General features: G+C 64.3%; 24 protein-coding genes. 3 read left to right on the top strand and 21 right to left on the bottom strand.

Annotated elements, in window-relative coordinates; all coding sequences use genetic code 11:
• Positions 1 to 55: 55 nt before the first annotated feature.
• The 21 genes from rpsK to ACUTR7_RS06620 all read right to left on the bottom strand — a co-directional run bounded on the left by rpsK (position 56) and on the right by ACUTR7_RS06620 (position 15,575).
• The gene (gene rpsK, locus ACUTR7_RS06520; protein ID WP_012202976.1) at positions 56 to 460 is read right to left on the bottom strand and encodes a 30S ribosomal protein S11; all 405 of its coding nucleotides are present in this window, start codon (positions 458 to 460) and stop codon (positions 56 to 58) included.
• Between the two features lie 18 nt (positions 461 to 478).
• Entirely contained in the window at positions 479 to 844 is a 366-nt protein-coding gene (gene rpsM, locus ACUTR7_RS06525) for a 30S ribosomal protein S13 (protein ID WP_012202975.1), read from the bottom strand.
• A gap of 22 nt (positions 845 to 866) precedes the next feature.
• Positions 867 to 980, bottom strand: a complete 114-nt coding sequence (rpmJ, locus tag ACUTR7_RS06530) for a 50S ribosomal protein L36 (RefSeq protein WP_003050535.1) — start codon at positions 978 to 980, stop codon at positions 867 to 869.
• A gap of 132 nt (positions 981 to 1,112) precedes the next feature.
• Entirely contained in the window at positions 1,113 to 2,432 is a 1,320-nt protein-coding gene (gene secY / locus ACUTR7_RS06535; protein WP_012202974.1) for a preprotein translocase subunit SecY, read from the bottom strand.
• 24 nt (positions 2,433 to 2,456) lie between these two features.
• Positions 2,457 to 2,888 carry a 50S ribosomal protein L15 gene (rplO, locus tag ACUTR7_RS06540; RefSeq protein ID WP_012202973.1) on the bottom strand — a complete coding sequence of 144 codons (432 nt, stop codon included), beginning with the start codon at positions 2,886 to 2,888 and terminating at the stop codon, positions 2,457 to 2,459.
• 11 nt (positions 2,889 to 2,899) lie between these two features.
• Positions 2,900 to 3,082, bottom strand: coding sequence for a 50S ribosomal protein L30 (gene rpmD, locus ACUTR7_RS06545; protein ID WP_012202972.1), 183 nt, complete (start codon positions 3,080 to 3,082; stop codon positions 2,900 to 2,902).
• Positions 3,083 to 3,096: 14 nt separating this feature from the next.
• Entirely contained in the window at positions 3,097 to 3,618 is a 522-nt protein-coding gene (gene rpsE / locus ACUTR7_RS06550) for a 30S ribosomal protein S5 (RefSeq protein WP_012202971.1), read from the bottom strand.
• Between the two features lie 15 nt (positions 3,619 to 3,633).
• Positions 3,634 to 3,999, bottom strand: coding sequence for a 50S ribosomal protein L18 (gene rplR / locus ACUTR7_RS06555; protein ID WP_012202970.1), 366 nt, complete (start codon positions 3,997 to 3,999; stop codon positions 3,634 to 3,636).
• An 11-nt stretch (positions 4,000 to 4,010) separates the two neighbouring features.
• Positions 4,011 to 4,544, bottom strand: coding sequence for a 50S ribosomal protein L6 (gene rplF, locus ACUTR7_RS06560; protein ID WP_013804444.1), 534 nt, complete (start codon positions 4,542 to 4,544; stop codon positions 4,011 to 4,013).
• Positions 4,545 to 4,568: 24 nt separating this feature from the next.
• Positions 4,569 to 4,964, bottom strand: a complete 396-nt coding sequence (rpsH, locus tag ACUTR7_RS06565; protein WP_012202968.1) for a 30S ribosomal protein S8 — start codon at positions 4,962 to 4,964, stop codon at positions 4,569 to 4,571.
• Between the two features lie 20 nt (positions 4,965 to 4,984).
• Positions 4,985 to 5,290 (bottom strand): 30S ribosomal protein S14, encoded by a 306-nt coding sequence (gene rpsN, locus ACUTR7_RS06570; protein ID WP_012202967.1) that lies wholly within the window; start codon positions 5,288 to 5,290, stop codon positions 4,985 to 4,987.
• 8 nt (positions 5,291 to 5,298) lie between these two features.
• On the bottom strand, positions 5,299 to 5,838 hold the full coding sequence (rplE, locus tag ACUTR7_RS06575) for a 50S ribosomal protein L5 (protein WP_012202966.1): 540 nt from the start codon (positions 5,836 to 5,838) through the stop codon (positions 5,299 to 5,301).
• 10 nt (positions 5,839 to 5,848) lie between these two features.
• Entirely contained in the window at positions 5,849 to 6,169 is a 321-nt protein-coding gene (gene rplX / locus ACUTR7_RS06580) for a 50S ribosomal protein L24 (protein ID WP_012202965.1), read from the bottom strand.
• A gap of 10 nt (positions 6,170 to 6,179) precedes the next feature.
• A complete protein-coding gene (gene rplN / locus ACUTR7_RS06585; protein WP_012202964.1) occupies positions 6,180 to 6,548 on the bottom strand; it encodes a 50S ribosomal protein L14 in 369 nt (122 codons plus the stop codon).
• A gap of 687 nt (positions 6,549 to 7,235) precedes the next feature.
• Positions 7,236 to 8,825, bottom strand: a complete 1,590-nt coding sequence (locus tag ACUTR7_RS06590; RefSeq protein WP_012202963.1) for a glycerol-3-phosphate dehydrogenase/oxidase — start codon at positions 8,823 to 8,825, stop codon at positions 7,236 to 7,238.
• A 359-nt stretch (positions 8,826 to 9,184) separates the two neighbouring features.
• Positions 9,185 to 10,918, bottom strand: coding sequence for an ABC transporter substrate-binding protein (locus ACUTR7_RS06595; protein WP_012202962.1), 1,734 nt, complete (start codon positions 10,916 to 10,918; stop codon positions 9,185 to 9,187).
• A 236-nt stretch (positions 10,919 to 11,154) separates the two neighbouring features.
• Positions 11,155 to 11,463 (bottom strand): DUF2160 domain-containing protein, encoded by a 309-nt coding sequence (locus tag ACUTR7_RS06600; protein WP_043820414.1) that lies wholly within the window; start codon positions 11,461 to 11,463, stop codon positions 11,155 to 11,157.
• Positions 11,464 to 11,630: 167 nt separating this feature from the next.
• Positions 11,631 to 12,446, bottom strand: coding sequence for a carbohydrate ABC transporter permease (locus tag ACUTR7_RS06605; RefSeq protein ID WP_445608405.1), 816 nt, complete (start codon positions 12,444 to 12,446; stop codon positions 11,631 to 11,633).
• 75 nt (positions 12,447 to 12,521) lie between these two features.
• Entirely contained in the window at positions 12,522 to 13,415 is an 894-nt protein-coding gene (locus ACUTR7_RS06610) for a carbohydrate ABC transporter permease (protein ID WP_012202959.1), read from the bottom strand.
• Positions 13,412 to 14,494 (bottom strand): ABC transporter ATP-binding protein, encoded by a 1,083-nt coding sequence (locus ACUTR7_RS06615; protein WP_445608406.1) that lies wholly within the window; start codon positions 14,492 to 14,494, stop codon positions 13,412 to 13,414. The genes ACUTR7_RS06610 and ACUTR7_RS06615 overlap by 4 nt, the downstream gene beginning before the upstream one ends.
• Position 14,495: 1 nt before the next feature.
• Positions 14,496 to 15,575, bottom strand: a complete 1,080-nt coding sequence (locus ACUTR7_RS06620) for an ABC transporter ATP-binding protein (protein WP_269197644.1) — start codon at positions 15,573 to 15,575, stop codon at positions 14,496 to 14,498.
• Positions 15,576 to 15,845: 270 nt separating this feature from the next.
• On the opposite strand from ACUTR7_RS06620, the gene ACUTR7_RS06625 reads away from it, so the two are divergent.
• The 3 genes from ACUTR7_RS06625 (at position 15,846) to ACUTR7_RS06635 (ending at position 19,354) form a co-directional block, all read left to right on the top strand.
• Positions 15,846 to 16,610, top strand: coding sequence for a DeoR/GlpR family DNA-binding transcription regulator (locus ACUTR7_RS06625; RefSeq protein ID WP_012202956.1), 765 nt, complete (start codon positions 15,846 to 15,848; stop codon positions 16,608 to 16,610).
• A 73-nt stretch (positions 16,611 to 16,683) separates the two neighbouring features.
• A complete protein-coding gene (gene glpK / locus ACUTR7_RS06630) occupies positions 16,684 to 18,180 on the top strand; it encodes a glycerol kinase GlpK (protein WP_012202955.1) in 1,497 nt (498 codons plus the stop codon).
• Complete coding sequence (locus ACUTR7_RS06635) at positions 18,149 to 19,354, top strand: esterase-like activity of phytase family protein (protein ID WP_445608407.1); 1,206 nt, start codon at positions 18,149 to 18,151, stop codon at positions 19,352 to 19,354. Before glpK ends, ACUTR7_RS06635 begins: the two co-directional genes overlap by 32 nt.
• Positions 19,355 to 19,357: the final 3 nt, after the last annotated feature.

Genomic DNA, 19,357 nt, shown 5'->3' on the forward strand with positions numbered 1-19,357 from the left:
CGGGAGCCGCCCGCGATGTTACACATCTGGGCGGCGGTGGGCTTGGTGAAAAAGCTTAGATACGACGGCGCTTTTGAGGGCGGCAGCCGTTGTGGGGAACCGGCGTCACGTCCGCGATGGAGGTGATGCGGATGCCCAGGGCGCCCAGGGCGCGAACCGAGGATTCACGGCCAGGACCGGGACCCTTGATTTCGACGTCCAGGTTCTTGATGCCCTGTTCGATGGCAGCACGACCAGCCACTTCCGAAGCCACCTGGGCAGCGAAGGGAGTCGACTTGCGCGAACCCTTGAAGCCCTGGCCACCCGACGAGGCCCACGACAGAGCGTTGCCTTGGCGGTCGGTGATGGTGATGATCGTGTTGTTGAACGAAGCGTGCACGTGGGCAATGCCGTCCGAAATGTTCTTACGGACTTTCTTGCGAACGCGCTGTGCAGCGTTGTTTGCGGGAGACTTAGCCATAGTGATCTTTCAATCTCTTTATTTCTTCAAAGCCGCGGCACCCTTGCGCGGACCCTTGCGGGTACGTGCATTCGTGCGGGTACGTTGACCACGCATGGGCAGGCCACGACGATGACGGAAACCGCGATAGCAACCGATGTCCATCAAACGCTTGATGTTCATCGTTGTTTCGCGACGCAGATCACCTTCCAGAGTCAGGGAAGTCAGCTGATCACGGATCTTTTCCAGATCACCGTCAGTCAGTTCCTTGATTTTCTTGGAATATGCGATGCCAGCGGCTTCGCAGATCTTGCGTGCAGTGGTGCGACCGATCCCATAGATAGCGGTCAGGCCGATTTCAGCGTGCTGATGCGGCGGGATGTTAATGCCAGCGATACGTGCCATTATTCGTCCTCAAACTTTCCTATCAACCCTGGCGCTGCTTGTGGCGCTGGTCCGTGCAGATCACTCGCACCACACCTTTGCGGCGGATGATCTTGCAGTTACGGCAGATTTTTTTGACCGAAGCCGAAACTCTCATTTCATTCTCCTAAAACTCTACATCCGTTACGGCCTATCGACCGGGAAACATGCCCGCGATGGATAGATCGAGTGGGCGTCTACTAACTCTTACTGGACCCGCCGGCACCGCCGGCCAGGCCCATCACTTAGTTCAATTGCCAAGTGTCGCTTTGAAGTTCGCCTTTTTGAGGAGCGATTCGTACTGTTGCGACATCATGTAGTTCTGCACCTGGGCCATGAAGTCCATGGTCACCACCACAATAATCAGCAGTGATGTGCCACCGAAGTAGAACGGAACGTTGTACTTCAGGATCAGGAACTCGGGCAACAAGCACACGAATGTGATGTACACCGCGCCAGCCAGGGTCAGGCGAACCAGGATCTTGTCAATGTAGCGGGCCGTCTGGTCACCGGGACGGATCCCGGGGATGAAGGCACCACTCTTCTTCAGGTTGTCGGCGGTTTCCCGGCTGTTGAACACCAGGGCCGTGTAGAAGAAGCAGAAGAAGATGATGGCAGTGGCGTAGAGCATCACATAGATCGGCTGACCGGGGGTCAGCGTGCTAGCAATGTCCTTCAGCCAGCGCATGGATTCCCCTGCACTGAACCAGTTCACAACGGTCGCCGGCAGCAAGATGATCGAGGAAGCGAAGATGGGAGGAATGACCCCCGCCATGTTCAGCTTCAGCGGCAAGTGCGAAGACTGGCCACCATACACCTTGTTACCCACCTGACGACGCGCATAGTTCACCAGGATCTTGCGTTGTCCCCGCTCGACAAACACGACGAAGTACGTCACGGCTGCCACCACGAGAACGATGAAGATCGCGGCCAGGATGCTCATGGCACCGGTGCGCACCAGCTCCAGCAGACCACCGATGGAGCTCGGCAGACCTGCGGCGATACCTCCAAAGATGAGGATCGAGATGCCGTTGCCCAGACCACGTTCCGTGATCTGTTCACCGAGCCACATCAGGAACATGGTGCCGGCCGTCAGGCTGACCACCGCCGTGAGGCGGAAGCCGAAGCCAGGGCTCAGAACCAGACCTGCGGAGCTTTCCAGAGCCACGGCAATTCCCAGGGACTGAAAAATCGCCAGGCCCAAAGTGCCGTAGCGGGTGTACTGGGTGATCTTGCGACGACCCGATTCACCTTCCTTTTTCAGCTGCTCGAATGTAGGGACCACGTAGGTCATGAGCTGCATGATGATCGATGCCGAGATGTACGGCATGATCCCCAGTGCGAACACCGTGAAGCGCGAGAGCGCCCCACCCGAGAACATGTTGAACAGATTGAGAATGCCGCCCTGCTGGCCATTGAACAGCTGCTGCAGCTGCGCTGGATCGATGCCCGGCACGGGGATATGAGCCCCGATTCGGTAAACGACCAGCGCGAGCAACAGAAAAACCAGACGGCGGCGAAGATCGCCGAATTTTCCGGTTTTTGCAATTTGAGCTGCGCTAGTAGCCACGGATGTCTTCTTTCAGATCATTAATCAGGCGATGCTGCCACCGGCAGCTTCGATGGCAGCCTTGGCGCCGGCGGTAGCGCCGATGCCGTTGAGCTTGACAGCCTTGCTGATTTCACCGCTCTTGATGATCTTGACCACCTTTGCGATTTCACCAACCAGACCGGCTTGCTTCAGAGCTGCCAGATCGACTTCGGCAAGGCCCAGCTGTTCCAGAGCGGACAGGGTCACTTCTGCATTGAACTTCAGCAGATGCGACTTGAAGCCACGCTTGGGCAGACGGCGCTGCAGAGGCATTTGACCGCCTTCGAAGCCCACCTTGTGGTAGCCACCCGAACGCGACTTCTGACCCTTGTGACCACGGCCGGCAGTCTTGCCCAGGCCGGAGCCGATGCCGCGACCGACACGGCGCTTGGCGTGCTTGGAGCCCTCTGCAGGCTTGATGCTATTGAGTTCCATCATCAATCCTTTCAGAGAACTTTGACCAGGTAGCTGATCTTGTTGATCATGCCGCGCACGGCAGGCGTGTCCTGCAGTTCGCTGATGCTGTTCAGCTTGCGCAGGCCCAGGCCACGGACAGTGGCGCGGTGCGATTCCTTGGTGCCAATGGGGCTGCGCACCAGTTGCACCTTCACGGTTTGTTGCGTTGTCATGTGATTGACTCCGATCAGGCGGTGAAGATGTCTTCAACCGACTTGCCGCGCTTGGCTGCCACTTCCGAAGGGGTCGTGGAGTGCTTCAGAGCGTCAAAAGTCGCGCGGACCATGTTGTAGGGATTCGACGAACCATGGCTCTTGGCCACGATGTCGGTGATGCCCAGCACTTCGAAAACGGCGCGCATCGGGCCGCCGGCGATGATGCCGGTACCCTTGGGAGCGGGGTTCAGCATCACGGATGCTGCGCCATGCTGACCCATCACGGTGTGATGGATCGTGCCGTGCTTCAAAGACACCTTGATCATGTTGCGACGGGATTCTTCCATCGCCTTTTGCACGGCTGCAGGCACTTCCTTCGACTTGCCCTTGCCCATGCCAACGCGGCCATCACCATCGCCAACCACGGTCAGTGCAGCGAAGCCGAGGATACGACCGCCCTTCACAACCTTGGTGACGCGGTTCACCGCGATCATTTTTTCGCGCAGACCGTCGTCACGACCTTCGTCTTGCACCTTGGGAGAAAACTTTGCCATTTCTATCCGCTCCGCTTAGAACTGCAGGCCGGCTTCACGAGCGGCTTCTGCCAAAGCCTTCACGCGGCCGTGGTATGCGAAACCAGCGCGATCGAAAGCCACTTTCTCCACGCCGGCAGCCTTCGCCTTCTCGGCAATGCGCTTGCCAATCAGCGTAGCGGCAGCCACGTTGCCACCCTTGCCGATGGCGCCCAGTTGGGTGCGCACTTCGGCTTCGGCGGTGGAGGCCGAAGCCAGCACCTTGGTGCCGTCTTCCGACACCACGCTTGCGTAGATGTGGAGGTTCGTACGGTTCACGCTCAGACGTGCCACGCCTTGCTGTGCAATGCGGATGCGGGTCTGGCGGGCACGACGGAGACGCTGCTCTTTCTTGGTCAACATAATGCAGCTCCTTACTTCTTCTTGGTCTCTTTGATCACGACCTTCTCATCCGAGTAACGGATGCCCTTGCCCTTGTAGGGCTCGGGAGGACGAACGGCACGGATCTCAGCAGCCATTTGGCCAACGGCCTGGCGGTCAGCACCCTTGACCAAGATTTCGGTCGGTGTGGGGGTGGTGACAGTGATGCCGGCCGGCATTTCGAAGTTCACCGGGTGCGAAAAGCCGATCGCCAGGTTCAGCTTGGAGCCCGAGGCCGAAGCCTTGAAACCCACGCCAACCAGCGACAGCTTCTTCTCGAAGCCCTTGCTCACGCCCACCACCATGTTGTTCACCAGCTGACGCATGGTGCCGCTCATGGCGTTGGCTTCGCGCGAGTCATTGACGGGCTCGAAAGACAGCTTGCCTTCGTTGTTGGAGATCTTCACCAGAACGTTCTGGGCTTGCGACAGCGTGCCGCCGGTGCCCTTCACATTGATCTGGTCGTCTTTGATGGACACATCCACGCCTGCGGGGATGGCCACGGGAGTCTTTGCTACGCGAGACATTTCAGTATTTCTCCTTAATGTCCGTTAGGCCACGTAGCACAGCACTTCGCCGCCCACGCCAGTGGCGCGTGCCTTGCGATCCGTCATCACGCCCTTGGGAGTGGTGACGATGGCAACGCCCATACCGTTCATGACCTGGGGGATTGCGTCACGGCCCTTGTACACGCGCAGGCCGGGACGGCTCACGCGCTCGATGCGCTCGATCACCGGACGGCCGGCGTAGTACTTCAGGGTAATTTCGAGTTCGGACTTGCCAGCGTCGGTCTTCACTTGGAAGCCGTCGATGTAGCCTTCATCCTTCAGCACCTGGGCGATGGCAACCTTGACCTTGGAGGAAGGAGCCGTCACGGTGGTCTTGGAGACCATTTGTGCATTGCGGATGCGGGTCAGCAAGTCAGCGATGGGATCACTCATGCTCATGTTTAATCTCTCCTGCTTGCTTACCAGCTGGCCTTGGTGACACCGGGGATGTCGCCAGCGAAGGCCAGTTCACGGATCTTGGCGCGGCCCAGACCGAATTGACGGAAGGTGCCACGGGGACGACCCGTGATCTCGCAGCGGTTGCGCTGGCGAGTGGGGTTCGCGTTACGGGGCAGCTTCTGCAGGCCCAGGCGAGCGGCGTCGCGCTCTTCGTCGCTGCGCTTTGCGTCAGCGGCGATTGCCTTCAGTTCTGCGTATTTGGCAGCGTACTTGGCTGCCAGCTTTTCGCGCTTGAGTTCGCGCTGGATCAATGCAACTTTAGCCATGCGCCACCTCAGTTCTTGAAGGGGAAACGGAAAGCGGCGAGCAGTGCCTTGCACTCATCGTCGGTCCGAGCTGTCGTCGTGATGCTGATGTTCAGACCACGCAGAGCGTCCACCTTGTCGTACTCGATTTCGGGGAAGATGATCTGTTCCTTGACGCCGACGTTGTAGTTGCCGCGACCGTCGAAAGAACGGCCGGAGATACCACGGAAGTCACGCACGCGGGGCAGAGCCACGGTGACGAAACGGTCCAGGAATTCATACATCTGAACGCCACGCAGGGTCACCATGCAGCCAATGGCCTGGCCTTCACGGATCTTGAAGCCGGCGATAGCCTTCTTGGCCTTGGTCACCACGGGCTTCTGACCAGCAATCTTGGTCAGGTCAGCCACGGCGTTGTCCATCACCTTCTTGTCGGCCACGGCTTCGCTCACACCCATGTTCAGGGTGATCTTGGTCAGACGGGGCACTTCCATGGAGGAGGTGTAGCCGAACTTTTCCTTGAGTTCAGCCGCGATCTTTTCGCGATACAGTTTTTGCAGTCGTGCCATGTGTTACCCCTTAGGCCGCCTTGATTTCGGCGCCGCTGGACTTGAACACGCGAACGCGTGTGCCGTCGGCCTGCACCTTGATGCCCACGCGATCAGCCTTGCCGGTCGCTGCATTGAAGATGGCCACGTTGGATTGGTGGATAGGCATGGCCTTTTCCACGATACCGCCGGTGGTGCCCTTCATGGGGTTCGGCTTGACGTGCTTCTTCACCATGTTGATGCCATCGATCAACAGGTGGGAGTCGTCCTTGCGAGCCGAGACCACGCCTTGCTTGCCCTTGTCACGGCCGGTCAGCACGATGATTTGGTCGCCCTTGCGAATCTTGTTCATGGTGCTTCCTTTAGAGAACTTCAGGTGCCAGGGACACGATCTTCATGAACTTTTCGTTGCGCAGTTCACGAGTCACGGGGCCAAAGATGCGGGTGCCGATAGGCTCCAGCTTGGCGTTCAGCAGAACGGCGGCGTTGCCGTCGAACTTGACGAGCGAGCCATCAGCACGGCGAATACCCTTCGCCGTACGCACCACGACCGCGCTGTAGACCTCGCCTTTTTTGACGCGTCCACGCGGTGCAGCTTCCTTGATGGTCACCTTGATGATGTCACCAACACTCGCATAGCGACGATGAGAACCGCCCAGCACTTTGATGCACTGAACAGACTTCGCGCCGGTGTTGTCGGCAACCTCTAACCGAGATTCTGTTTGGATCATTTCAATATTCCCAACTTGCTCCAGCAAACACTCGACAGCCCCAGAGTCTTCTCAAGGGCCGCGAGCAGCCAGTCAGTCTTGGGCCCGTCGTCCACGCCGAAAACCATTTCTCGGCGCTTCCACTGGGCAGATAACTTCACGATTTTCACGTGAAGCATGGGATTGTCCCAGAAATTCCTTTGCGCGTCAAACCCTTAGCTGCCTTTTCCACCCCTGGCCAGCAGCGTTGCGCAACCCCCACAAGAGCGCTATCAACCCAGGAGCAAGCTGGGCCTGCCGATGGCCGCACACCATCGGAAACGCCCATAAAAAAGCCGAGCCTGGCGGGCTCGGCAAAGGGTGGCAGACTCAACGCAATCGTCTGCTGCGGGCTGGCCTCGCGTACTACGGCGGCGCAGACATCGCAGCGGCTTGGGGCCACCGCGTTGGGCTCGGGCACGGCCCTTGCCCTGCGGAAAACGGACTTTCAAGCGCTTTCTTCATCATTCCCCCTCCCTCGTCAGCCTTGTGCTGGCTGCTGTTCGCTGGCACCGCTACAAGATGCCATGGGCAGCATTCTGATTCATAAAAACAATCAAAGATAGATATCCATCAATTTTGACAATCTTTCCTTGGCTTGCATCTGCCTCCAAAAGCAAAACGCCCTGCAGTGCAGGGCGTTTTGCTTGAGAGGGACTTCAGCCGCGATCAGGCCGGCAGGTACTGGGCCGCCAGCGGCATGAAGTCCGCCAGGCCGGCGTCCTGCCCCAACTCCTCCTGAAGGATGGCTGCCACGCGCGGCGCCACCTCGGCGGCCTTGCGCGCATCGAGGAACAGCAGGCGGCTGCGGCGCGCCAGCACGTCTTCCACGGTGCGCGCGTATTCGAAGCGCGCGGCAAAGCGCACCATGGCTTCGTTCAGGCCGTCTGCCAGCCATTCGTCGTTGCCCGGCAACGCCTCCACCGCCGAGGCTTCCGTGCCATAGGAATGCAGGCCCTGAACCTGGTTCATGCGGTGGTGCACGGCGGACTCGGCCGGGGCGCCAGCCAGCGGCAGGCGGGCCGTGACGCCACCGGGGCGGTGCGGCAGGCGGCCGATGGCAAAGCACTCGGAGAGCACGTCTTCGGCCATGGCGCGGTAGGTGGTCCATTTGCCGCCCGTGACGGTGACCAGGCCGGTGCGGCTGGACATGACCGTGTGCTCGCGGCTGATCTTCTTGGTGTTCTCGCCGTCGTCGTCCTGGGGCTTGACCAGCGGGCGCAGGCCGACCCACATGCTGCGCACGTCGGCCAGCGTGGGCTGGCGCGTGAGGTAGCGTCCGGCCTCGGTGAGGATGAAGTCCAGCTCCTCGGGGAACGGCAGGGGCTCGCGTGCCAGGTCGTTGCGCGGGGTGTCGGTGGTGCCCAGGATGACCTTGCCCAGCCAGGGCACGGCAAAGAGCACGCGGCCATCAGCCGTCTTGGGCACGAGCAGGGCGTGATCGCTGGGCAGGAAGTCGCGGTCCACGACCACGTGCACGCCCTGGCTGGGCGCGACCATGGGCTTGACGGGACGGCCCTGGGCCTCGGCATCCTGCTGGCGGAACAGGTCCACCCAGGGGCCGGTGGCGTTGACCACGCACTTGGCGCGCAGCGTGAAGCGCCGACCCGATTCCGTGTCTTCGCAGACCAGGCCGGCGACCTTACCGCCTTCATGCAGCAGTTCAAGCGCGGGGCAGTAGTTGACCAGCAGCGCGCCCTTGGCAGCGGCCGTGCGGGCCAGCGCCAGCGCCAGGCGGGCATCGTCGAACTGGCCGTCCCAGTATTTGACGCCGCCCTTGAGGCCTTGCTGGCGCACGGTGGGCAAACACTTGACGGTGCTGGAGCGCGAGAGGAATTCGGTGGCGCCCAGGCCTGCCTTGCCGGCCAGCGCGTCATACATCTTGAGGCCGATGCCGTAGAACGGCGTGTCCAGCAGCTTGTAGGACGGCATGACAAAGGCCAGCGGCTGCGCCAGGTGGGGCGCGTTGTGCAGCAGCGTGGTGCGCTCATGCAGCGCTTCGCGCACCAGGGCAATGTTGCCCTGGGCCAGGTAGCGCACGCCACCATGGACCAGCTTGGTTGCACGCGAGGACGTGCCCTTGGCGAAGTCATGCGACTCCACCAGCACGACCTTGAACCCGCGCGCCGCCGCGTCCAGGGCCACGCCCAGGCCGGTGGCACCGCCGCCGATGATGGCCAGATCGTAGGTTTCAGGCTGGGCCAGGCGTTCCAGCAGGGCGGCGCGGCCGGTGGGCAGAGGGGAAGCAGCGAGGGACATGGATCTTCGACGAAGGAATGTGGGGCAAGTTAACAGGGCGCCATGTAGCCGCCATGTCAGCACCCGGGACGCCACGCCTGCGCCCAATGCGAAGGGGACGGAATCGGGTTTTCCGCTATTTTCGCTCGTTTTTGTATTTTTTTCTTCGCTATCTTTCGTTTCATGTTTTTGGCGACCCAGGAAGCCCCAACGATGGACTGCGATGCCAGCACAGCGCATGCCGTCCAAAACCGGCGCGGCCCAACTCAGGGACGCCAAGCAAGAGCCGCCTCGCGGCGAGGGCGTCGTCCCCCTCCCCCGCGAAGCGGGTAGAGAGGCGCCGTGCCACGGGGGGAAGCCGCGCAGCGGCTCAGGGGGTGTCACCTCACCTTGCCGTTTTTCCAGGCATTGAGCAGCGTGTCATACGCAATCGTCTCGCCCTTGGGCTTTTCATTGGCCAGCTTCTTCCACGGCGCCTGCTTGTCGCTGAGCCACTTGGCCGGGTCGCCCTTGGGGTTGAGCTTGGGCGCGCAGTGCGCCATGCCGGCACGCTGCAGGCGGGACATGACCTGGTCCATTTCCTCGGCCAGGTTGTCCATGGCGCCCTGGGGCGTCTTCTCGCCGGTGACGGCCTGGGCCACGTTCTTCCACCACAGCTGGGCCAGCTTGGGGTAGTCGGGCACGTTGTTGCCGGTGGGCGTCCAGGCCACGCGGGCGGGGCTGCGGTAGAACTCGACCAGGCCGCCGAGCTTGGGCGCCATGTCGGTCATGGCCTTGGAGCGGATGTCGCTTTCGCGGATGGGCGTCAGGCCGACGATGGTCTTCTTGAGGCTGGTGGTCTTGGCGGTGACGAACTGCGCGTAGAGCCAGGCGGCGGCCGTGCGGTTGGCGTCATGGTCCTTGAAGAAGGTCCAGCTGCCCACGTCCTGGTAGCCGTTTTGCATGCCGTCCTTCCAGTACGGGCCGTTGGGGCCGGGCGCCATGCGCCATTTGGGCGTGCCGTCGGCATTGACCACGGGCAGGCCGGGCTTGGTCATGTCGGCCGTGAAGGCGGTGTACCAGAAGATCTGCTGCGCGATATGGCCCTGGGCCGGCACGGGACCGGACTCGCCGAAGGTCATGCCCATGGCTTCCTTGGGCGCGTATTTCTTCATCCAGTCCACGTACTTGGTGAGCGCGAACACGGCGGCCGGCGAGTTGGTGGCGCCCCCGCGCGAGACCGAAGCGCCCACGGGCGTGCACTTGTCGTCGGCCACGCGGATGCCCCATTCATCGACGGGCATGCCGTTGGGAATGCCCTTGTCAGCCGCGCCGGCCATGGACAGCCAGGCATCGGTGAAGCGCCAGCCCAGCGACGGGTCCTTCTTGCCGTAGTCCATGTGGCCGTAGATGGGCTTGCCGTCGATCTGCTTGACGTCGTTGGTGAAGAACTCGGCGATGTCCTCGTAGGCGCTCCAGTTCAGCGGCACGCCCAGCTCGTAGCCGTACTTGGCCTTGAACTTGTCCTTGAGGTCCTTGCGCTCGAAGAGGTCGGCGCGGAACCAGTAGAGGTTGGCGAACTGCTGGTCGGGCAGCTGGTAGAGCTTGCCGTCGGGCGCGGTGGTGAAGCTGGTGCCGATGAAGTCCTTGATATCCAGGCCCGGATTGGTGAAGTCCTTGCCCGCGCCGGCCATGTAGTCGGTCAGGCTCATGATGCGGCCGTAGCGGTAGTGCGTGCCGATCAGGTCGGAGTCGGAGATCCAGCCGTCATAGATGGACTTGCCCGACTGCATCGAGGTCTGCAGCTTCTCGACCACGTCGCCTTCCTGGATCAGGTCGTGCTTGACGGTGATGCCCGTGATCTCGGTGAAGGCCTTGGCCAGCGTCTTGCTCTCGTACTCGTGCGTGGTGATGGTCTCGGAGACCACGGCGATCTCCTTGACGCCCTTGGCCTGCAGCTTCTTGGCCGCCTCGATGAACCACTTCATCTCGGCCATCTGCTGGTCCTTGGACAGCGTGCTGGGCTGGAACTCCGCGTCGATCCACTTCTTGGCTTCCGCCTCTCCGGCCCAGGACGCCTGCCCCGCCGCCAGCAGGGCCGCCGCGAGGGCGATGGTATGAAGTCGTTGTTTCATCTGCCGTCTCCTAGATTCTTGCTGTCTCCCCGACATGCACATGCACCAGCGGGCCCCGGGGGAGCTTCGGACCCGGCTGTTGAGAAAAGCTTCAAATATTCATGGCGCTGCGAATAGAGCAGGCATGTCCCAAGCGAGGGACAGCGAGCAAGGGCCGCCCCGCAGCGAGGCTGTCGTGCCCCTCCCGCGAAGCGAGAGAGGGGGAAGGCGCGCAGCGACTCAGGGGGTGCTTCATTTCAGCCTTTGCGCATGACCACGGCCAGAACGAGCATGGACAGCACCAGGCTGATCCACACCGAAGGCTCGGCCTCCAGCGAGAACCACTGCACCATCCTCTCGCCCAGGCCCACCCAGGCCAGATTGACATAGGCCGCCAGCAGCAGCCCGATGAACAGCCGGTCCCCGCGCGTCGTCGCCATCGGCAGCCAGCCCTTGCGCATCACGGTCGGGCTGCGCAACTCCCACAGCGTCATGCCCACCAGCATCAGCACGATGCAACTGAAGAACACCGCCACCGGCAGCGTCCAGGCCATCCAGGAAAACATTGACGAGTCCTTTCAGAAATCCAGCATCAATACCGCAGCTTCTCGAAACCGGCAGAGCCCAGCCCAGGGACACCGAGGAAGGGCCGCCCCGCCCCGAGGGTGTCGTCCCCCTCCCCCGCGGAAGCGGGTAGAGAGGGGGAAGCGGCGTAAGCCGCTCAGGGGGTGCCTCAAACTCTCCCCATTGCGAAACCCTTGGCGATGTAATGCCGCACAAACCAGATCACGATGGCGCCCGGCACGATGGTCAGCACGCCCGCCGCCGCCAGCGTCGCCCAGTCCATGCCCGAGGCCGAGACGGTGCGCGTCATGGTCGCCACGATGGGCTTGGCGTTCACGCTGGTCAGCGTGCGCGCCAGCAGCAGCTCCACCCAGCTGAACATGAAGCAGAAGAAGGCCGCCACGCCCACGCCGGCCTTGATCAGCGGCAGGAAGATGGTGAGGAAAAAGCGCGGGAAGGAGTAGCCGTCGATATAGGCCGTTTCGTCGATCTCGCGCGGGATGCCGCTCATGAAGCCCTCCAGGATCCAGACGGCCAGCGGCACGTTGAACAGCAGGTGGGCCAGGGCCACGGCGATGTGCGTGTCCATCAGGCCCACCGTGGTGTAGAGCTGGAAGAAGGGCAGCAGGAAGACGGCCGGCGGCGTCATGCGGTTGGTCTGCAGCCAGAAGAACACATGCTTGTCGCCCAGGAACTGGTAGCGCGAGAACGCATAGGCCGCGGGCAGGGCCACCGTGAGCGAGATCACGGTGTTGATGGCCACGTAGATAAGGCTGTTGATGTAGCCCGAGTACCAGGAGGCGTCGGTGAAGATGGTTTGGTAGTTGGCCCAGGTGAAATGCTGGGGCCACAGCGAGAAGCTCGACAGGATCTCCTCGTTGGTCTTGAAGCTCATGTTGACCATCCAGTAGATGGGCAGCACGGCGAACAGCAGGTAGGCGACGAGGAACAGCGTGCGCTTGTGGAAACGGCGGTCTTCAGTCATGTCCGGCCTCCCGCAGGGCCACCCCAAGGCAGGCCGAGCCCCCTCGGGGGGCAGCGAACGAAGGGAGCGTGGGTGTCATTCTCTTGCTCCTTCTTTGTCTGCCGTGCCCACGCGCTGCATCCAGTTGTAGAGGATGAAGCACAGCAGCAGGATGATGAGGAAATAGATCAGCGAGAAGGCAGCCGCCGGCCCCAGGTCGAACTGGCCCACGGCCTTTTGCGTCAGGTACTGCGACAGGAAGGTGGTCGCATTGCCAGGGCCTCCGCCCGTGAGCACGAAGGGCTCGGTGTAGATCATGAAGCTGTCCATGAAGCGCAGCAGCACGGCAATCATCAGCACGCCGCGCATCTTGGGCAGCTGGATGTAGCGGAACACCGCGAACTTGCTGGCGCCGTCGATGCGCGCAGCCTGGTAGTAGGCGTCGGGAATGGAGCGCAGGCCCGCGTAGCACAGCAGGGCCACCAGCGGCGTCCAGTGCCAGACATCCATGACCAGCACGGTGAGCCAGGCATGGGTGGCATTGCCCGTGTAGTTGTAGTCCACGCCCAGCGCGTTGAGCGCCGCGCCCAGCAGGCCGATGTCGGCGCGGCCGTAGATCTGCCAGATGGTGCCGACCACGTTCCACGGAATCAGCAGCGACAGCGAGACCACGACCAGCACGGCCGAGGCCTTCCAGCCCTGGGCCGGCATGGACAGGGCCAGCGCGATGCCCAGCGGGATCTCCACCAGCAGCACGGCCAGCGAAAAGCCGATCTGGCGCAGCAGGGCCGAGTGCAGTTCCTCGTCGCGCATGACCTGGGCAAACCATTCCGTGCCCACGAACACGCGCCGGTCGGGACTGATGATGTCCTGCACCGAGTAGTTCACCACCGTCATCAGCGGGATGATGGCCGAGAAGGCCACGCAGATGATGACCGGCAGGATCAGCAGCCAGGCCTTCTGGTTGACGGGCTTGACGGTCTGGCTCATGCCTGCAGCTCCTCGTTGACGTAGTAGCAGGTGTGGGGGCCCTGCAGCTGTACCCATACCGTTTCACCCACGGCGGGCAGGAAGGCGTCGGCACCGCAGCGCAGCTTGAGCAGCTGCTCGCCCAGGCGCGCCACCAGCAACTGGTGCGTGCCCACGTCCTGCACGCGCTCCACCGAACAGGCCACGGCGCCGGGCGCGTCGGCCGAGGCCAGCGCCAGGTACTCGGGGCGTATGCCCAGGCTCAGGGGCAGGCCGGGCGCCACGCTGGCCAGTGCGGCGGGCAGGGACAGGTACTGGCCCTCGGCCAGCAGCCGGCCGCCGTCCTGCTGCAGCGGCACGAAGTTCATGCCCGGCGAGCCGATGAAGTGGCCGACAAAGGCGTGGCTGGGCCGCTCGAAAAGCTGGGCGGGCGTGCCCACCTGCACGGCGCGCCCGCGCGTCATGACCACAACGTGCTCGGCAAAGGTCAGGGCCTCCACCTGGTCGTGCGTCACATAGATCAGCGTGAGCCGCAGCTCATGGTGGATCTGCTTGAGCTTGCGGCGCAGCTGCCACTTGAGCTGGGGGTCGATCACCGTGAGCGGCTCGTCGAACAGCACGGCCGAAACATCGGGCCGCACCAGGCCCCGGCCCAGCGAGATCTTCTGCTTGGCATCGGCCGACAGGCCGGCCGCGCGCTGGTCGAGCTGGCCGCTCATCTCCAGCATCTCGGCGATCTGGCCGACCCGCGCGCGGATGCGCTCCTCGGGCATGCGGCGGTTCTTCAGCGGAAAGGCCAGGTTCTCGGCCACGGTCATGGTGTCGTAGATCACCGGGAACTGGAACACCTGGGCGATGTTGCGTTCCTGGGGCGTGGCGCGCGTCATGTCGCGGCCGTCGAACAGCACCTTGCCCTGCGAGGGCACCAGCAGGCCCGACATGATGTTGAGCATGGTGGTCTTGCCGCAGCCCGAGGGGCCGAGCAGCGCATAGGCGCCGCCGTCCTCGAAGACCATGCTCAGCGGCAGCAGCGCATAGTCGCTGTCCTGCTGCGGGTTCGGCTTGTAGGAGTGGGCCAGATCGAGTTCTATGCGGGCCATCTCATCGTCCTCCGGGCCGCGCCGGCGCCAGCAGCAGCGCGCCGTCCGTGCCGAACACGTAGGCATGGGCCGGGTCCAGGTGCAGCGTGACCGCGCTGCCCAGGTCCAGGTGGTGCACGCCCGTGACCTGGGCCACCAGCTCGCCCCAGGGCGTGGTGGCATGCACGAAGGTGTCGGAGCCCGAAATCTCGGCCAGCTCCACCACGCCCTGCAGTGCCAGATCGCCGGGCCGGGACTGCAGGCGCAGGGCGCTGGCGCGCAGGCCCAGGGTCAGTGGGCCGGACACGGCCAGATCCGCAGGCAGCGCAACGGGCAGCCGCGCGCCGCCCGGCAGTTGCAGCCCGCCCTCCACGGCACTGGCCACGATCAGGTTCATGGGCGGATCGCTGAAGGCGCGCGCCACGCGCAGCGAATTCGGCTGATGGAAGACCTCGGCCGTGGGGCCGTACTGCAGCAGTTCGCCCTCATGCAGCACAGCCGTGTAGCCACCCAGCAGCAGGGCCTCGCCGGGCTCGGTGGTGGCATAGACCACGGTGGAGTCGCCCGTGGCGAACAGCTGGGTCAGTTCCTCGCGCAGTTCCTCGCGCAGCTTGTAGTCGAGGTTGACCAGGGGCTCGTCCAGCAGCATCAGCGGAGCGCCCTTGGCCAGGGCGCGCGCCAGCGCCACGCGCTGCTGCTGGCCGCCCGACAGCTCGGCCGGGTAGCGGTCCAGGAACATCTCGATGTGCAGCCGCTCGGCCAGGGCGCGCACGCGCTGCGCCACGTCGCGGTCGCCGCGCAGCTTGAGCGGCGAGGCGATGTTGTCCGCCACCGTGAGCGAGGGATAGTTGATGAATTGCTGGTAGACCATGGCCACGTTGCGCTCGCGCACGGGCATGCCGGTCACATCGACGCCATCGGCGCGCACACGGCCTTCGGTGGGCACGTCCAGGCCGGCCATGATGCGCATCAGGCTGGTCTTGCCGGCCTGCGTGGCACCCAGCAGCACGGTCACCGCGCCGCTTTCCAGTTCAAGGTGCATGGGGTGCAGCCAGGTCTGGCCGCCCACGCGTTTGCTGATTCTCTCCAACACCAGTTCCACGACCGCCCTCACTGACGAGGCCGCCTCGGGGGCAGCGATTGAACAAGGAGAAACATCTCGCTCAAGGCGGCGATTGCGCGCCATCCGAAAGCAAGAACGTGATCATTTTTGTTCTTTCCAGATCGCAGCCCATCAACACATACCCTAGGTGCTGTTCTTTTTTCTTCGTTTTAAAGTTCCCCAACCCACGGCCGGCCAGGGGCAAATGCGCTATAAACCGGTCGCCCCGCCTTGTTTGCCTGAGAACGCACCAGATCTGGAATCGCCGCCGTGAACACCAATCCCCGACAACTACAGCTGCTCGACGAAGTGCGCAGCCGCCAGTCCACTTCGGTGGAGCAGCTGGCCGAGATCCTGGGCGTGACCCTGCAGACCGTGCGCCGCGACATACAGAAGCTGGCCGATGCGGGCCTGATGGTGCGCTTTCACGGCGGCGTGCGCGTGCCCAGCGCCACGGTGGAGAACCTGGGCCACACCCAGCGCCAGGTGCTGCATGCCGAAGGCAAGTCGCGCATTGCGCGCGCCGTGGCCGAGGCCATTCCCAACGGCTGCTCGCTGATCCTGAACATCGGTACCACCACCGAGGCCGTGGCCCAGGCCCTGCTCAAGCACCGGGGCCTGCGCGTGATCACCAACAACCTCAACGTGGCGGCCATCCTCAGCTCCAACGCCGACTGCGAAGTCATCGTGGCCGGCGGCGTGGTGCGCACGCGCGACCGGGGCATCGTGGGCGAGGCGGCCGTGGACTTCATCCGCCAGTTCAAGGTGGACATCGCCCTGATCGGCATCTCGGCCATCGAGCCCGATGGCAGCCTGCGCGACTTCGACATGCGCGAAGTCAAGGTGGCCCAGACCATCATTGCCCAGTCGCGCGAGGTCTGGCTGGCCGCAGACCACAGCAAGTTCCACCGCCAGGCCATGGTGGAGCTGGCACGCCTGGACCAGATCGACCGCCTGTTCACCGATACCGCGCCCCCCGCCCCGTTCGATGCCCTTCTGCGCGAAGCAGAAGTGCAATGCGTGGTGGCGCAATAAGTTTTCCGCAGCCGCTGCGCCACCGCCCGCACAGGACACGCGCACCGGCCCTGCTTTTCCTGGATACCGCACCATGACCTATCTGCTTGCCCTGGACCAGGGCACCTCCAGCTCGCGCAGCATCGTCTTCGACACCCAGGGCCGCATCGTGGCCTCGGCCCAGCTGGAGCTGCCGCAGATCTATCCCCGCCCCGGCTGGGTCGAACACGATCCGCGCGAGATCTGGCGCACCCAGCTGGCCACGGCGCGCGAGGCCCTGGCCAAGGCCGGGCTGGCGGCGGCCGACATCCGCGCCCTGGGCATCACCAACCAGCGCGAGACCACCGTGGTCTGGAACCGCGCCACGGGCCAGCCCATACACCACGCCATCGTCTGGCAGGACCGCCGCGCCGAGCCGCTGTGCGCCCAGCTGCGCGAGGCCGGCCATGCCGACACCATCCAGCGCAAGACCGGCCTGCTGATCGACGCCTATTTCTCGGGCACCAAGCTGCGCTGGATCCTGGACAACGTCAACGGCGCGCGCGCCGCCGCCGAGCGCGGCGAACTGGCCTTCGGCACCGTGGACAGCTGGCTGATCTGGCAGCTCACGGGCGGACGCCGCCATGTGACCGATGTCTCCAACGCCAGCCGCACCATGCTGTTCAACGTCCACACCAACCAGTGGGACGACGATCTGCTGGCGCTGCTGGAGATTCCGCGCGCGCTGATGCCCGAGGTGCTGCCTTCCGCCGCCGATTTCGGCCGCACGGCAGCCGAGGTGCTGGGCGGCGAGATCGCCATCGGCGGTGTGGCCGGCGACCAGCAAAGCGCCCTCTTCGGCCAGGCCTGCTTTTCGGCCGGCATGGCCAAGAACACCTATGGCACGGGCTGCTTCATGCTCATGCACACGGGCGGCGTGTTCCAGACCTCCGCCAACGGCCTGCTGACCACCGCTGCGGCACAGCCCACCGCTGCGCCGGCCTATGCGCTGGAAGGCAGCGTCTTCGTGGGCGGCGCCGTGGTCCAGTGGCTGCGCGACGGGCTGCGCGCCATCGAGCACAGCGGCCAGGTGCAGCAACTGGCCGAGAGCGTGCCCGACTCGGGCGGCGTGATGATGGTGCCGGCCTTCACCGGACTGGGCGCACCGTACTGGAAGCCCGATGCGCGCGGCACCATCACGGGCCTGACGCGCGGCACCACCATCGCCCACATCGCGCGGGCCGCGCTTGAATCCATTGCCTTCCAGAGCGCCGCCCTGCTGCTGGCCATGAGCCGCGACGCGGTGGCCAGCGGCGGCGCGCCGGTCAGCGAACTGCGCGTGGACGGCGGCGCCTGCGTCAACAACCTGCTCATGCAGTTCCAGGCCGACCTGCTGGGCATTCCCGTCGTGCGCCCGGCCTGCGTGGAGACCACGGCCCTGGGCGCTGCCTACCTGGCAGGCCTGTCCTCGGGCGTGTACCAGAGCACCGAGGAACTGTCGGCGCTGTGGAAGGCCGAGCGCCGCTTCGTGCCCACGCTGGACAAGCACCGCGCCGACGAGCTGATGGCGCGCTGGGAGCATGCGGTGGCCCAGACCGCGCTGGCGGCCTGACAACGGGCTCACGGCCTTGCTCAAGGCGGCCAGCCTGGTGCTTTCCGGCCTGCTGCTGGCCGGCTGCGCCGCGCCGCCCCAGGCCCTGCCGGCCCCGCAGTCCACGGCATGCGCGCGCCTGCAATGGCTGGGCAGCACCACGATTGCGCGCGATGAGCCCATCCATGGCGCCACCACCGGCGGCATCTCGGGCCTGGACTACGACGCGCGGCGCGGCGACTACGTGGCCATCAGCGATGACCGCTCGGCGCGCGGCCCCGCGCGCTGGATGCGCCTGCGCATAGAGCCGCTGGACGCGGGCCAGCGGGCCGGCCCCAACCCCTGGCAGGCGCAGGTCACCGAAGTGCACCCGCTGCTGGATGCCGAGGGCCGCTGGCTTCGCCCGCGCCATGCCGCGCCCGCCACCCAGCCCGTGCCCGACCCCGAAGCCATCCGCCTGCTGCCGGACGGCGGCCTGCTGTGGACCGATGAAGGCGACCCGGGCCGGGGCTTTGGCACCTCGCTGGTGAGGACCGACGCCACGGGCCGCCAGATTGCGCGGTGGTTCTACGCATTCAAGGACGAGGACGGCAGGCCGGGCCTGCGCTCGAACTTCGGCTTCGAGGGGCTGGCCGTCACGCCGGACGGCCAACAGGCCTGGCTGGCCCTGGAAGCGCCACTGCGCCAGGACGGTCCGCGCGCCAGCGCCGCCACGGCAGGCGCGCCCGTGCGCATCAGCCTCGTCAGCCTGGACGATGGCCGGCTGCTGCGCCAGATCGCCTACCAGCCCGATGCCGTGCCGGCCGCCAGCTGGGCCCTGCCCCAGCGCGAGGTCAACGGCATCAGCGAGATCCTGCTGGACGACCCCGGCCACCTGCTGGTACTGGAGCGCTCCTACAGCCCGGGCCACGGCTTTGGCGCGCGGCTGTACCGCATCGGCCTGGAGGCACCTGACACGCTGGCCCTGGCCAGCTTCGCGCAAACGCCGCCACAGGTGGCGGTCAAGCAATTGGTGGCCGATCTGTCCACCGTGCAGCCCGGCCGGCTGGACAACATGGAAGCCATGTCCTGGGGCCCGCCGCTGCCCGACGGCACCCGCGTGCTGGTGTTCGCCAGCGACGACAACTTCAACCCGGCGCAGGCCAACCAGATCCTGATCACCGCCTACCGGCCCTCGCCGCCCTGCGCACCCTGAAGG

This window comes from Delftia sp. NA_296.1, from assembly GCF_052692095.1.

Excerpts from the sequence above, each read along its gene's own strand:
- rpsK (WP_012202976.1), bottom strand. The coding sequence starts at position 460 with ATGGCTAAGTCTCCCGCAAACAACGCTGCACAGCGCGTTCGCAAGAAA.
- rpsM (WP_012202975.1), bottom strand. The coding sequence starts at position 844 with ATGGCACGTATCGCTGGCATTAACATCCCGCCGCATCAGCACGCTGAA.
- rpmJ (WP_003050535.1), bottom strand. The coding sequence starts at position 980 with ATGAGAGTTTCGGCTTCGGTCAAAAAAATCTGCCGTAACTGCAAGATC.
- rplO (WP_012202973.1), bottom strand. The coding sequence starts at position 2,888 with ATGGAACTCAATAGCATCAAGCCTGCAGAGGGCTCCAAGCACGCCAAG.
- rpmD (WP_012202972.1), bottom strand. The coding sequence starts at position 3,082 with ATGACAACGCAACAAACCGTGAAGGTGCAACTGGTGCGCAGCCCCATT.
- rpsE (WP_012202971.1), bottom strand. The coding sequence starts at position 3,618 with ATGGCAAAGTTTTCTCCCAAGGTGCAAGACGAAGGTCGTGACGACGGT.
- rplR (WP_012202970.1), bottom strand. The coding sequence starts at position 3,999 with ATGTTGACCAAGAAAGAGCAGCGTCTCCGTCGTGCCCGCCAGACCCGC.
- rplF (WP_013804444.1), bottom strand. The coding sequence starts at position 4,544 with ATGTCTCGCGTAGCAAAGACTCCCGTGGCCATCCCCGCAGGCGTGGAT.
- rpsH (WP_012202968.1), bottom strand. The coding sequence starts at position 4,964 with ATGAGCATGAGTGATCCCATCGCTGACTTGCTGACCCGCATCCGCAAT.
- rpsN (WP_012202967.1), bottom strand. The coding sequence starts at position 5,290 with ATGGCTAAAGTTGCATTGATCCAGCGCGAACTCAAGCGCGAAAAGCTG.
- rplE (WP_012202966.1), bottom strand. The coding sequence starts at position 5,838 with ATGGCACGACTGCAAAAACTGTATCGCGAAAAGATCGCGGCTGAACTC.
- rplX (WP_012202965.1), bottom strand. The coding sequence starts at position 6,169 with ATGAACAAGATTCGCAAGGGCGACCAAATCATCGTGCTGACCGGCCGT.
- rplN (WP_012202964.1), bottom strand. The coding sequence starts at position 6,548 with ATGATCCAAACAGAATCTCGGTTAGAGGTTGCCGACAACACCGGCGCG.
- ACUTR7_RS06590 (WP_012202963.1), bottom strand. The coding sequence starts at position 8,825 with ATGTCCCTCGCTGCTTCCCCTCTGCCCACCGGCCGCGCCGCCCTGCTG.
- ACUTR7_RS06595 (WP_012202962.1), bottom strand. The coding sequence starts at position 10,918 with ATGAAACAACGACTTCATACCATCGCCCTCGCGGCGGCCCTGCTGGCG.
- ACUTR7_RS06600 (WP_043820414.1), bottom strand. The coding sequence starts at position 11,463 with ATGTTTTCCTGGATGGCCTGGACGCTGCCGGTGGCGGTGTTCTTCAGT.
- ACUTR7_RS06605 (WP_445608405.1), bottom strand. The coding sequence starts at position 12,446 with ATGACTGAAGACCGCCGTTTCCACAAGCGCACGCTGTTCCTCGTCGCC.
- ACUTR7_RS06610 (WP_012202959.1), bottom strand. The coding sequence starts at position 13,415 with ATGAGCCAGACCGTCAAGCCCGTCAACCAGAAGGCCTGGCTGCTGATC.
- ACUTR7_RS06615 (WP_445608406.1), bottom strand. The coding sequence starts at position 14,494 with ATGGCCCGCATAGAACTCGATCTGGCCCACTCCTACAAGCCGAACCCG.
- glpK (WP_012202955.1), top strand. The coding sequence starts at position 16,684 with ATGACCTATCTGCTTGCCCTGGACCAGGGCACCTCCAGCTCGCGCAGC.
- ACUTR7_RS06635 (WP_445608407.1), top strand. The coding sequence starts at position 18,149 with ATGCGGTGGCCCAGACCGCGCTGGCGGCCTGACAACGGGCTCACGGCC.